The sequence below is a fragment of the Chryseobacterium oryctis genome, assembly GCF_025971925.1.
GTDB classification, from domain to species: Bacteria; Bacteroidota; Bacteroidia; order Flavobacteriales; family Weeksellaceae; genus Chryseobacterium; species Chryseobacterium oryctis.
In genome coordinates this window covers 1-13613 of sequence record NZ_JAPDHV010000011.1, presented here as the reverse complement: position 1 = coordinate 13613, position 13613 = coordinate 1, and the positions used below count along the sequence as shown (strand labels likewise).

Genomic DNA, 13613 nt, shown 5'->3' with positions numbered 1-13613 from the left:
TTTTTGTTTATTATGAAAAAGACATTTTCCTTTTTACTTTCAGTGTTGGGTATATTTATGTATTCTCAGCAAATAGAGAGCTTTAAAACTATTTTTAATGATAAAATAAGTATCAGAGCTATTGAAATCTATGACAATAAAGTTTGGTATAGCGGAACTGATTCTAAATTCGGTTTTGTGGATTTAGTTAATCCTAAAAATCATAAACAAACTCAGCTTTCGGAGAAAAAACTTCAGTTTAGAACATTAGCTCAGGATAAAGAATCATTTTATGCAATTAATATTGAGAGTCCTGCTGAATTTTTTAAGATTGATAAAAAAACTTTAAAATCTGAAATTGTATTTAAGGATACCGTAAAAACTGCTTTTTATGATGCCTTTCATTTTGTTAATAATGATTTAGGATATGCTTTTAGCGATCCGAATGCAGGTCGTTTAAAATTGATGGTTTATAAAAATGGAGATTGGCGTTTTTATCAAAATGATTTTAAATTGAATGATGGCGAAGCTGCATTTGCAGCAAGTAATACAAATATAGCTTCATCAAAAAATTATCTATGGATTGCAACTGGAGGAAAAGTTTCAAGAATTTTAAGATTAAATCTGAAGAATGAAAAACTAGAGGTTTTTAATACTCCTTTTGTACAGGGAGAACCTTCTCAAGGTATGTATTCTATAGACTTTCTTGATGATAAGTTTGGAATTGCAGTGGGTGGAGATTATACCAAGCAATTTGAAGGCATTAATAATATTGCAACTACTCATGATGGAGGGAAAATATGGCAGATTCAGGCATCTGGCAAAAATGCAGGATATATAACTTGTGTGAAAATAAAGCCAAAATCAAAAGGAAAAGAAATAATTTCGGTAGGAGATCAGCATATAAGTTATTCCTCTGATTATGGAAAAACTTGGAAGAAAATTTCTGATGAAAAAGGTTTTTTTGTTTGTGAATGGATTGATCAAAATACCATTGTTTTTGCTGGAAAGGATAAAGTTTCTGTGATGAAGTTGAAATTTTAAATCCTGACTATAGAACATATCTCTATAAATATTATTGTATTTAATTTTTCTAGGGTTAATTTTGTTTAAAAATTAATATGAAATTCATTAAATTATTTCTCTTTATACTATTTCCTGTTTTATTTTCTTCACAAAAAATAAGGGTTTTTATTTTGGCAGGACAATCGAATATGAATGGTTTTGGTTATAATAAAGACCTATCTAATGATTTGAAAACATTCAAAGATGTTTATATTTTTCAGGGAAATTCTGTACCTGATGGAGATTTGAACGGAGGTGTTGGGAAATGGGATGTTTTGAAACCTGGAAATGGAACTGGTTTTAAATCTGATGGAAAAACGAATATGCTTTCAGATAGATTCGGAGTAGAATTATCATTTGCAAAAAGAATGAAAGAACTTTTTCCAAATGATAAAATTGCTTTAATAAAATATGCAAGAGAAGGAACCTCAATCGATAGTCTTGCTGCAGGTAATTTTGGATGTTGGGATGCTGATTTTAATGGGAAAAATGGAATTAACCAATATGATAATTTTCTGAAAACCATTAAAAACGCTTTGGCAGAAACGGATATAGACGGAAATGGAAAGAAAGATGAGATCATACCTTCCGGAATTATTTGGATGCAGGGCGAGGGTGATGCAAGTTATAATGAAGAAATTGCAAATCGCTATTACAATCACCTGAAGATTTTGATGAATCAAATGAGAGCTACAATGTTGATAGATGACTTACCTGTAGTTATCGGAAAAATTTCAGATTCTGGAAAGGATAAATCGGGTAGGGTATGGAAAATGGGTGAGCTTGTGCAGTATGCTCAGGAAAAATTTGTTTTGAATGACAAAAAAGCAGCGATTGTTCGTTCTACTAAAAATTATGGCTATGGAAATGATCCTTGGCATTATAACAGTGAAGGATACATTGATTTAGGAAAAAATTTCGCTGACGAAGTATTTAGACTGATTATAAAATAAATCTTAAAAATAAAAGGCTGATATAATTTATGATTTAAAATTCATAAGTTATATTTAATTTTGCATTATGAAATTTCAAACGAAATTTCTAAATAAATTTTACATTTCGAATGAATTCTTTAATTGACAAATATAATATTCCGGGACCGCGTTATACATCTTATCCTACAGTTCCTTATTGGGATGAGAGTACTTTTTCACCTGAAAAATGGAAAGAAAGTGTAATAAAGTCTTTTCATGAGACAAATTCTAAAGAAGGAATTTCCATATACATTCACTTGCCTTTTTGTGAGGCTTTGTGTACTTTTTGTGCATGTCATAAGCGTATTACAAAGCAGCATAGTGTAGAAATACCTTATTTGGAAAGTGTTTTGAAAGAATGGCAATTGTACCTTCAGCTTTTTGACGAAAAACCAAAATTAAAAGAATTGCATTTGGGAGGCGGAACACCTACGTTTTTCTCTCCTGAAAATCTTAAAAAATTATTGACGGGTATTTTTAATACTGTTGAAATAGCAGAACATCCGGAATTTTCTTTTGAAGGACATCCGAACAACACAACAAGAGAACATTTACAGACTTTATTTGATTTAGGGTTCAGAAGGGTGAGTTTTGGTGTTCAGGATTATGATCCGAAAGTTCAAAAAGCTATCAATAGAATTCAGCCTTTTGAAAAAGTAAAAGAAGTTACAGAATTAGCGCGAGAAATTGGATATAAAGGAGTTAGCCATGATTTGGTTTTCGGGCTTCCGCATCAGCATTGGGATGCAATGGAGTATACTATTAGAAAAACTTTGGAATTGAAACCAGATAGATTGGCATTTTATTCTTATGCTCACGTTCCTTGGGTAAAAGGTGTTGGGCAAAGAGGTTTCGATGAAAATGACCTTCCAAGTGGAGAAGAAAAACGTCGCTTGTATGAAGATGGAAAAAAATTGTTACAGGACTTAGGTTACATAGAAGTAGGAATGGATCATTTTTCTCTTGAACATGACGATCTGTACCAGTCTTTAATTCATAAAAAACTACACCGAAATTTCATGGGGTATACTTCAAGCAAAACTCAGTTGATGGTTGGTTTAGGAATGTCTGCAATTTCAGATTCTTGGTATGCTTTTGCTCAGAATGTAAAAACAGTAGAAGAATATCAGCAAATGGTTGAAGAAGGCAAAATCCCTGTAGTAAAAGGACATATTTTAAATGAAGAAGATCTGATTGTAAGAAGACATATTCTGAATTTGATGTGTCAGCTTGAGACAACCTTTGATATTGAGAATTCTTTTCCTGAGCTTGAAAATGCCTTTGAAATGTTGAAAGAAATGGAAAACGATGAATTGGTTGAAATTCATAATAATCAGATAAAAATTACGGAAAAAGGAAGGGCATTTACAAGAAATGTAGCAATGGTTTTTGACCTTAGAATGATGAGAAATAAACCTGAAACAAGGATTTTTTCTATGACGATTTAAAAAAAACTGATAAAAAAATCATAGATTAAACTAAAAACTAACTGCCATGAATAAAATTGTAAAAACATTAGTATTTTCATTATTGTTGTGTTTTCAGCAATTGTTTTCCCAAGGTTTACAAGAATCATTGGACTGGATAAACTCTAAAAGACTGGAAGGTTTTGATTATTTTAGTGGCTCTGTTGCTGTTGCTTCAGGAAACCGTTTACAGGTAACTCCTGAAAAAATAAGAATTGAAAACGATAAAGGAGATATCTATACCTGGTTTAGCTGGAGTACTATTAATGACCTAAGGATTAATGATGATGAAGCTGGAAAAAATATTTTATATATTGTTTCAAATTATATTCATGAAGGTTTGCCTTTATATATTGGTATTCACTTCAAAACAAAGGAATTAAGAGACCGATTTTCAAAGGCTGTTCAGCACGTTGCGAAATTGCAGGGCGGACCGGATTTAATCTATGATAATTACGATGCTTCAAAAAGTAATGCTGTAACATGGCTGAAATCCAGAGGGATAGATGTTTTTGAGGGTGATAATAAATTAAGACTGGATATTACGGAAAGCCAGATTAAAAAATATTTTTTAAAGGCTACAGATTTTGATATCATTCAATGGAAAGATGTAAAAGAAATTAAATCAGAAGTTTACGATAAAAATAAAAAATATTATCGTATTCAGATTATTGGTCCAACAGACGATAAAGGAAATATTAAAATAATTAAGTTTTATGTGTTCCAAAACATTGCGAGTAAATATGTAAATGCTCTCAATTCACTGGCTGTTAAGAACGGAGCCAGTCTTGTAAAAGATAATTTGTTTTAAGCAAAAAAAAATCGACTCAATTTTGAGTTGATTTTTTGTTTAATGATGGTTTCATGCCAAAAATATATTCTTCTGAACTAACGCTTTATAAATTAAGAATAAAAGAAGAAATAGAAGATGTTATTAGAAATGAATTTTGTATAATATTTTGATATTTAGTATATTGGGGTTTTTAATGAAAATGTTACCTTTGTCAAAATTGAAAAATCAATTAAAATAAGGGTTAAAAATTGATAAATTTTTAATGCAGATAATATACCCGATATATCTGAAAATAAATGATTTCTGCTGTTAAAAATTCATAAAATTCAATAAAATGATTATATTTGCCGACTTAATTTAACGTAGTTATAACAAAATGCAAGGAAAAGGACTTATTACAATTGTTGCTATTGTACTAGGGTTAATTTGCTTAAACGAGCTATTACCAACATGGTACGCCAGCAAAATTGAAAAGCAGGCGACTGCTATTGCAGGAGACAATCCGGAAAAGTACCAGAAAGAAATCGCAAGACTTTCTAAGGATACTTTGAATTTAGGGTTCAATAAACTTTATTACTCAAAAGCCAAAGACAAGGAAATGAAACTTGGTCTTGACTTGAAAGGAGGGATCAACGTTCTTTTGGAAATTAACCAGAGAGACTTGGTGAATGATTTAACGAATTATTCTACCAATCCGGTTCTTATTGAGGCTTTAAATAAAACTGATGAAGTTCAGAAGAATTCTACAAAATCTTACATCGATAATTTCTTTGAGCAGTTTGATGCTGTAAACAAAGCAAAAGGTACAAACTTAAAGCTTGCTGACCCTGAGCTTTTCGGAAATACTAATCTTACTGAGATTAAGTACAATACTTCTGATGATCAGGTGAAAAGCATTGTTAAAAGAAGAATTGATGCTTCTGTAGGAACTGCTTTTGAGGTAATCAGAACAAGAATTGATAAACTTGGAGCTATTCAGCCAAACGTACAGAGAGTACCTGGTACAGCTAGAATTTCTGTTGAGATGCCTGGTATGAAAGATATCGACAAGGTAAAGAAAATGCTTCAGACTTCTGCAAAACTTCAGTTTTGGGAAGTACAACAAATTAACGAAATAGTTCCTTATTTCCAGACATTATCTACTGTTGTAGCTGCAAAAGGAGATTCTATGGGAGTTGCTAAAAACGTTAATTTCATGAACTTAATGCAAGGTGGTAAATCAATGAGCCAAAGTGCAGTAGGAAGTGTGAAATTGACTGATACAGCAGCCGTAAATAAAATTTTGAACAGCAAAATTGCTCAATCTTTACGTCCTGCAAACATTAAATATACTCAGTTTATGTGGGGATATAAGCCTGAAGCAACAGATGCTGAAAGCTTAGTATTGTATGCAATCAGAGGTAATATTAACCAAAAGGCTCCAGTAGACGGTGCTGTTGAGACTGCTAATATCAGCTATGATGAACTGAGCAGAATAGTAGTAGACATGCAGATGGATTCTAAAGGTGCTAAGGAATGGAAAACATTAACTGAGAAAAACGTTGGAAAACCAGTTGCTGTAACTCTTGATAACAGAGTTTATACTGCTCCGAACGTTGTAGGTGCAATTCCTAACGGTAGAACTCAGATTTCTGGTAACTTCTCTCAGGAAGAAGCTAAAGAATTGGTAGACGTTTTAGGAGCAGGTAAATTACCTGCAGGTGCAAAAGTTGTTCAGGCTACACAAGTTGGGCCTTCTTTAGGACAGGAATCTATTAATGCAGGTTTCTTATCTTTTGCTATTGCATTCTTAATCATTATCGTTTATATCATTGTTTATTATGGTGGAGCGGGAGTTTATGCCGTTATCGCAATGGTAATAAACTTATTTTATATTTTCGGAATTATGGATTCCGGAGACTTTACTCTTACACTTCCGGGTATTGCAGGTATTGTACTTACAATGGCAATGGCGGTGGATACCAACGTAATTATCTACGAAAGAACTAAAGAAGAATTATTTGCTGGGAAAAGTATACTTGAAGCGTACAAAGATGGTTTCAAACATGCATTAAGTGCAATTATTGACGGGCATTTAACAACTTTACTTACTGCGGTTGTATTATTCTTCTTCGGAACAGGACCTATTAAAGGTTTTGCATTAACATTGATGATTGGTATTGTAATGACTTTATTTACGTCTGTATTGCTTTCAAGAGTAATGATATTTAACAGATTAAATAAAGGAAAACATCTTTCAGTTTGGACTCCACCAACTAAGAATTTATTCAGAAATGTTTGGATTGATTTTATCGGAAAAAGAAAATATGCTTATATCGTTTCAGCTATTTTAACGGTTATCTGTATTGGTTCTATATTTACAAATGGATTTAAATATGGTATCGACTTTACAGGAGGTAGAAACTATGTGGTAAGATTTGATAAAGAGGTAAACGCTAACCAGATTGAAGAAGATTTAGTTAAACTTTTCAAGACCGAAGATGGTAAAAACTCTTCAGTTGAAGCTAAAACTTATGGAAATTCTAAGCAATTAAAGATTTCAACTGATTATCTAATTGAAGATGAATCTTTAAAAGCAGACCAGGTAATTGAACAAAAACTATTTGAAGGTTTGAAAAATAATCTTCCAGGTAACTTGACTTTAACTGAGTTTAAATCTGCAGATAAAGACCATGCAGGTATTATTTCTTCTGAAAAAGTAGGACCAACTGTTGCAGATGATATCCAAACTCATGGTATTCTTGCAGTAGTAGCTGCATTGGCAGGTATCTTTATCTATATTTTATTCAGATTTAGAAAATGGCAGTTCTCTCTTGGTGCTGTTGCAGCATTATTCCACGATGCGGTAATTATTTTGGGAGCTTATTCGTTGCTTCACAAATTCATGCCATTCAACATGGAAATCAATCAGGATTTCATTGCTGCTATTTTGACGGTATTAGGTTACTCAATCAACGATACGGTAATTATCTTCGATAGAATTAGAGAGTATTTGAGAGAGAAAAAATCTTTAACATTAGCTGGATTATTTGATGACTCTATTTCTAGTACATTAGGTAGAACGTTCAATACTTCATTCACTACAATCTTAGTAATCTTGGCAATCTTCATCTTTGGAGGAGATAACTTGAGAGGGTTTATGTTTGCAATGTTGATTGGTATCGGATTCGGGACATACTCATCAATCTTTATTGCATCGGCTATTGCTTACGATTTCTTGAAAACAGGAAAAGAAGAAGAAGTACATGGTAAAACGACTTCAAATAAAGAAGTTCTTGCTTCAAAATAATTTATACTACAATAAATAAGAAAAAACCTTTCAATTTTGAAAGGTTTTTTTGTTACTGATACTGAATTGAATTTTTTTAATGATTATTTTTCTGATTTGATTACTTTTGCACAACTATGGAAAATTCAAGGAAGAAAGCTGCTATAAGTTTTATATTTATTACGCTGTTAATCGATATTACGGGATGGGGAATAATCATTCCGGTAGTTCCTAAATTAATTAAGGAGCTCATTCATGCAGACATAAGTGAGGCTGCTAAATATGGTGGTTGGTTGGGGTTTGCATATGCCTTTACCCAGTTTGTATTTTCTCCGGTTGTAGGAAATCTGAGTGATAAATTCGGAAGAAGACCAATCATTTTAATTTCACTTTTGGGGTTTGCTGTAGATTATATTTTCCTTGCTTTGGCTCCTACAATCTGGTGGCTTTTTTTAGGAAGAATTATTGCGGGTATTACAGGTGCAAGTGTAACTACAGCCAGTGCTTATATTGCTGATATTTCGACAGATAAAGACCGCGCGAAAAACTTTGGATTAATTGGTGCAGCCTTCGGATTAGGATTTATTATTGGACCTGTTTTAGGTGGAATGTTAGGGCATTATGGGGCAAGAGTTCCTTTTTATGCAGCAGCAGGATTATGTCTTTTAAATTTTCTTTACGGATATTTTATTCTTCCTGAAAGTTTAGATAAAGATAAAAGAAGAGAATTTGATTGGAAGAGAGCTAATCCTATAGGTTCATTTAAGTTTTTAGGAAAGCATCCTGAAATTTCAGGTTTAGTGACTTCATTGGTTTTAATCTATATTGCTGGTCATGCTGTACAAAGTAACTGGAATTTCTTTACCATGTATGAATTCAATTGGAATGAAAGAATGGTCGGAATTTCTTTAGGTGTTGTAGGTTTGTTGGTAGGATTGGTTCAGGGTGGATTAATAAGATGGACGACTCCAAGATTGGGTGAACAGAAAAGTATTTATTACGGATTGACCTTGTATGCGATAGGAATGTTGTTGTTTGCTTTTGCTACACAAGGCTGGATGATGTTTGTATTCCTTATTCCTTATTGTTTAGGAGGAATTTGTGGGCCGGCTCTTCAGTCTGTAATCACGAAAAGTGTTCCGTCAAATGAGCAAGGTGAATTGCAGGGTGCATTAACGAGTTTAATGAGTGCAACTTCAATTATCGGACCTCCAATGATGACGAATTTGTTTTACTATTTTACACATGATGAAGCACCTTTTAAATTTTCAGGAGCGCCGTTCTTTTTGGCGTTTATTTTAATGACAATAAGTGTGGTGATTACTTACCTTAATTTCCAAAAGAAAAATATTAAAAAATAAAATTTATTTTATAATAAAAACGGGGAGTCAAAATTTTGGCTCCCCATTTTCTATACTATTGAAAATAATGAGTATTACGGATAAAGAGACTTAGTTCCGTTGCTTACAATATTGCTTCCTAATCCGGAGAATGATACTGAAAAATTAGTCGAATTGAAGCTTAAAGAACCTGTAGGTGTACAAAGTCCAAGAGCATATCTGCATTGTCCATAAGCTCCGGTTCTTTTCGTCACTTTACTTTCACTTTTCGCTTTTCCTAAACTTATGGATGCCCAATCACTTACATCTACATTAGAAACAGATGAACCTGTGTAGTAAATTGTAATTTTGTACCCCATTTCTCCTCTTTTAGAACCCCAAAGCCAATTGGCTGTCCACCATTGTTTGTACCATTTAGATGAAACTTTTGCCTGTGTATTATTAGGCGTTTCAGAATTCCCTCTTTCATCCATCATTACCAATCCTGCAAGAACATTATCCCAGATAATTCCGGAATCATTGTAAAAGCACAATGTAGTAAATTTTTCTCCTTTGTTGTTCCAGGAGATTTCAAGTACATCAGAATTCACTGTGATTTCTCTTCCGAACAAATTTTTTAGTTCACTTTGAGCTGTTGTTAATTCTTCTCCGGAATTAAGATTCTGAATTTTTCCGATTTTTACCGATTCAGGATTCAAAATGTTTCCTGTTGCGACATAATTGTCTTTTTGCGAGATTAAGTTTTGAGAAATTTCCAATCCTTTTTGAGTTGAAATTTTACCTAAAACACTTACTCCTGTAATTTGTAAATCAGTTTTTAGATGTTTCTCAAGATTGATTTTCGAATCGCTAATTTGAGCTTGAACAATTTCAGGAAATGTTTGATTCGTTGGTGCAATTTCCTTTTTTAAATCATTAATTGTTAGTTTCTGAACAACATTTTCCTGAGTTTGAATTTCTCTGTCTTCGTTTTGACAGCTAGTAAGAGTAAATGCAGATAAAATTGCAAATACCTTGAATGTAGTTAGCAGTTTTTTCATAGTTAAATATTTTTAAGGTTTAGTGTTTTAAAATTAATAAAATTTTCAATATTAATCTATTTTTAGTGAATTAATTGTTGTTAATGCTTGAAAATTATTAATTTTCCTTAGTAAGAATGAGCTTTTTGGAATTAAAAGAACATTGAAAACCAATGTTTAATTTGAAGGCAAGGATTCCATTTATTAAAATTTATTTAAAATAGTATGTAAGTATATCATATGTATATAATCTTTTGTAATTTTACAGAATGGAATTAAGCATTGGAGAAATGGCGCTGATTGCAGTAGCAATCGTTGTATTATTCGGACCGGATAAACTTCCACAAATTGCACGTGACCTTGGGTCGGGTGTAAGAAAAATGCGTGGTGCTGTAGAAGACATCAAAACGGAAATAATGAAAGAAGCAGATAATCCTGTTTCTGAGATTAAACGTGAGATTGAAAAGGTGAAAGATGCTGCAAAAGATTTCAACCCAATGAAGGATATTGAGAAAGATATTCTTACAGAACCTAAAGCATCTAATGAGCCTCCGAAACCTAAACCTGTAGATGACGATACTTACGAAGGACCAGTAAGCAGATAAGAGAATGGAGGAGATTATTCAGGAAGATAAAAAAGTCTTTTTGTTTCTCAATAATTTGGGAGACTCGTCTTTTGATCAATTTTGGATGCTGATTTCTAGTACCTGGATTTGGGTTCCACTTTATATTATATTTTGTTATTTTTTATTCAAAAATTATAAACTAAGGTCTTTAGTTTTTATACTTATATTTGTTGCAATTGGGGTTACGGTTTCAGACCAGCTTGCAAGTGTTTTCAAATATGGTGTGGCAAGATTAAGACCTTGTCACGACCCAACTTTAGAGCATCATATGCGTATTGTGAAATGCGGAGGGCAGTTCGGATTTTATTCAGCTCATGCTTCTAATACATTCTTTTTAGCTACCTATTTAAGTATTTTATTAAAAAATAAGCTTAAATGGTTTCCTTATGCTATATTTGTGTGGGCTGTAGTGGTTTCTTATAGCCGAATTTATTTAGGAGTGCATTTCCCGATAGATATTTTGGTGGGGGCGTTTGTTGGTATTTTATTGGGTGTTATTTTCAGTGCACTTGCAAAAAAAGTCATCAACAAACAAACTAAAACCATATGAAAAAACATCTACTTATTTTAACTTTCGGAATCACATCATTACATTTCTATGCTCAGGATGCAAAAGTTGCCGAAGAATGCTTTAAAAAAGCAGACTACAAATGTGCAGAAGAGCAATACTCAAAATTAGCTGAGAAAGAGAAAATTCAGAAGTTCCAATCAGAATATTATAATAATCTCGGTACGGCACAAAGAAGATTAGGAAAACCTGCATTGGCTTTTAAATCTTATGAATCGGCTTTGAAATCAAATCCTATGTCGGCTTCTGTTTATGCCAATCTGGCTTCTTTACACAGCCAGAGAGGAAGTAAAACAAAAGCATTGGAGTATATTGAAAAAGGTCTTCAGGTTGATTCTGAAAATATAGATATGTATCTTACTCGTTCTAAAATCTACGACAGTCAGGGAAAAAAAGATTTGGCTGTAAAAGACCTGAATCAGATTTTAAGCTTTGCTCCGGATAATATTTTTGCTAAAACAGGATTGGCGAATCTTAAAAAGAATAATGGTGATTTGGAGGGATCTTTGAAAGATTATAATCAGTTGATTTCCGAAAAACCGGAATCTCTTTTGTATAATGGAAGAGCAGATGTTTATCTTAAAATGAAAAAATCTAAAGAAGCTCTTATAGATGTAAATAAAGCTATTTCTATTGACCCTAAATTTGCACAATCTTATGTTACGAAAGCACTGATTTTATTTGATACAGCAAAACCGAAAGAAGCCTGTACCAATCTTGATAAAGCGGTTGCTTTGGGGTATGAAAAAAATATACTAACAGATTATTATTCTAAATGTACAACACCCGCAAAATAATTACATAAAGCATTTATTTTTAGATTTCAACATGTTAAACATTGTTCTTGTAGAGCCTGAAATACCGAATAATACGGGGAATATCGGGAGATTGTGTGTGGGTACGGAAAGTAGATTGCACCTTATTCATCCTTTCGGATTTGTAATTAATGATAAAAACCTGAAACGTTCCGGTTTAGATTACTGGGTACATCTGGACGTTACAGAATATCCTAATGTTGAAGAATGGATAAAAAATATTCCGGATTTGTCACGTGTTTTTTTGATGAGTTCTCATGCTGAAAAATCTTATCTGGAAACTGATTTTCAGGATGGAGACTGGCTTGTTTTTGGGAAAGAAAGCGTAGGGCTGAGTAAAGAAGTCTTGGAGCGTTTTGATAATCATGTAACGATACCAATGTCAAAATTAATCAGAAGTTTTAATATTGCTAATTCTGTTGCTTTTGTAGTGGGGGAAGCAAAAAGGCAGATTGCTCTTAAGAATTTGTAACACAGATAAAAAAGACACCTATCAGGTGTCTTTTTGTATTTTATTTATTAAACTTGTTTAAACTTACCAAAAAATAAACCACAAAAGACACAAAAGTTTTTTTAGTTTATTATAAAAATCTAGATAAGCACACTTTAGCTTTTTTGAAAATCTTTGATTTTCTTCTTATATGGACTTTAAAGCAATATCATTTTAAAACTTTAAATAACTAAAGTGTTTAGGAAAAACCCATACACTAAAAAAACTTTTGTGTCTTTTGCGGTTAAAATAAAAGTGTAAACACACTCTATATTAAAAAAGAGAAAACAGATCTATTTACCTTCCCGCAAGGTTTTTATTTCTTCTTTTAGTCTTTGGTTTTCTTCTTTTAGCATAGAAATATAATCTTGTAAGTTTTCTAATAAAGACTCTGGAACGTTGTAATAATTATTGGTATTTCCAATGTTGCCCGAACTGTCATCAAAATTATTCATTACGTTGGTGGCTTCCGAATTTTCTCTTATCTCTTCTACATCTACTTCCAGAAGCTTTGCAATACGTTCCCATTCAGAATTGGAGATGCCTATCTCGCCCTTTTCTTTTCTCTGATATTGGGTCTGGCTGATGCTGAGATGCTCGGCAATATCCTGCTGAGAAAATTTTCTTTCTTTACGTGCCTTTATCAATTTTTCTTTTACCATAGCTACTTTTTACAAATATAAGGTTATGCGAATAAATTCGAATAAAACCCGAATAAAATTATTGAAAAATTTTTGACTTTTATTGTTAAGTTTGTTAAATAATAATCACATGATTGTGATTAAAGAAAAAGTATTATATTTAACAACCAAAAAAAAACGTATGAAGAAAAATTTATTTCTCAGGCTATTGCTAATGTCAGCATTTGCCTTTATGCTACACTCCTGTGTACACGATGAGATTACTACCTCTATAAATCCCCAATCTAAAGAATATCATTCTAAAAGTCTCTGGAAAGAAGATGAAAAGTATATCGAAAACGTAATAAAGGTTTTCGAAAAGTATGGTGACGAAAATTATTTTACAGCCAATTTCGGAAACATCTATTGGGATTATGCAATAACAATGGGAACAAAAGAAACCTTTCTGGAGGCTCCCGTTATAAAGAATGGTAAAGTAAATTTTATACTCGTCGTTGAAAAAGAGGGTGACAGAGTATTTTTTAGAAGAAAAGACAATGAAGAATCTAAAAAATTCTTCAATGCTCTCG

General features: G+C 32.4%; 13 protein-coding genes. 11 read left to right on the top strand and 2 right to left on the bottom strand.

The window, feature by feature from the left end; translation table 11 throughout:
• The first annotated feature begins 12 nt into the window (after positions 1-12).
• The 6 genes from OH806_RS16225 to OH806_RS16200 all read left to right on the top strand — a co-directional run bounded on the left by OH806_RS16225 (position 13) and on the right by OH806_RS16200 (position 8906).
• On the top strand, positions 13-1023 hold the full coding sequence (locus tag OH806_RS16225) for a WD40/YVTN/BNR-like repeat-containing protein (RefSeq protein WP_264744731.1): 1011 nt from the start codon (positions 13-15) through the stop codon (positions 1021-1023).
• A 77-nt stretch (positions 1024-1100) separates the two neighbouring features.
• Positions 1101-1997, top strand: a complete 897-nt coding sequence (locus OH806_RS16220; RefSeq protein WP_264744730.1) for a sialate O-acetylesterase — start codon at positions 1101-1103, stop codon at positions 1995-1997.
• A 110-nt stretch (positions 1998-2107) separates the two neighbouring features.
• Complete coding sequence (gene hemN / locus OH806_RS16215) at positions 2108-3466, top strand: oxygen-independent coproporphyrinogen III oxidase (protein ID WP_264744729.1); 1359 nt, start codon at positions 2108-2110, stop codon at positions 3464-3466.
• Positions 3467-3512: 46 nt separating this feature from the next.
• A complete protein-coding gene (locus OH806_RS16210) occupies positions 3513-4295 on the top strand; it encodes a hypothetical protein (RefSeq protein ID WP_264744728.1) in 783 nt (260 codons plus the stop codon).
• Between the two features lie 358 nt (positions 4296-4653).
• The gene (secD, locus tag OH806_RS16205; RefSeq protein WP_264744727.1) at positions 4654-7566 is read left to right on the top strand and encodes a protein translocase subunit SecD; all 2913 of its coding nucleotides are present in this window, start codon (positions 4654-4656) and stop codon (positions 7564-7566) included.
• A gap of 116 nt (positions 7567-7682) precedes the next feature.
• A complete protein-coding gene (locus OH806_RS16200) occupies positions 7683-8906 on the top strand; it encodes a TCR/Tet family MFS transporter (RefSeq protein ID WP_264744726.1) in 1224 nt (407 codons plus the stop codon).
• A gap of 74 nt (positions 8907-8980) precedes the next feature.
• Here the strand turns inward: OH806_RS16200 and OH806_RS16195 are convergent, their stop codons facing one another.
• Positions 8981-9925: a hypothetical protein gene (locus tag OH806_RS16195; RefSeq protein ID WP_264744725.1), complete on the bottom strand. Its 945-nt coding sequence runs from the start codon at positions 9923-9925 to the stop codon at positions 8981-8983.
• 248 nt (positions 9926-10173) lie between these two features.
• Here OH806_RS16195 and OH806_RS16190 point away from each other — a divergent pair, with 248 nt between their 5' ends.
• Genes OH806_RS16190 through OH806_RS16175 form a run of 4 tightly spaced genes read left to right on the top strand, consistent with a single transcriptional unit; the run spans position 10174 to position 12385 of the window.
• A complete protein-coding gene (locus tag OH806_RS16190) occupies positions 10174-10509 on the top strand; it encodes a Sec-independent protein translocase subunit TatA/TatB (RefSeq protein WP_264744724.1) in 336 nt (111 codons plus the stop codon).
• A 4-nt stretch (positions 10510-10513) separates the two neighbouring features.
• Positions 10514-11080, top strand: a complete 567-nt coding sequence (locus tag OH806_RS16185) for a phosphatase PAP2 family protein (RefSeq protein WP_264744723.1) — start codon at positions 10514-10516, stop codon at positions 11078-11080.
• A complete protein-coding gene (locus OH806_RS16180; RefSeq protein ID WP_264744722.1) occupies positions 11077-11895 on the top strand; it encodes a tetratricopeptide repeat protein in 819 nt (272 codons plus the stop codon). The genes OH806_RS16185 and OH806_RS16180 overlap by 4 nt, the downstream gene beginning before the upstream one ends.
• Positions 11896-11926: 31 nt before the next feature.
• Positions 11927-12385, top strand: coding sequence for a tRNA (cytidine(34)-2'-O)-methyltransferase (locus OH806_RS16175; protein WP_264744721.1), 459 nt, complete (start codon positions 11927-11929; stop codon positions 12383-12385).
• A 311-nt stretch (positions 12386-12696) separates the two neighbouring features.
• Here OH806_RS16175 and OH806_RS16170 read toward each other — a convergent pair whose 3' ends face one another.
• Positions 12697-13050, bottom strand: coding sequence for a helix-turn-helix transcriptional regulator (locus OH806_RS16170; RefSeq protein ID WP_264744720.1), 354 nt, complete (start codon positions 13048-13050; stop codon positions 12697-12699).
• 175 nt (positions 13051-13225) lie between these two features.
• On the opposite strand from OH806_RS16170, the gene OH806_RS16165 reads away from it, so the two are divergent.
• Positions 13226-13613: hypothetical protein (locus OH806_RS16165; protein ID WP_264744719.1), on the top strand; the 388-nt coding region annotated here is incomplete at its 3' end.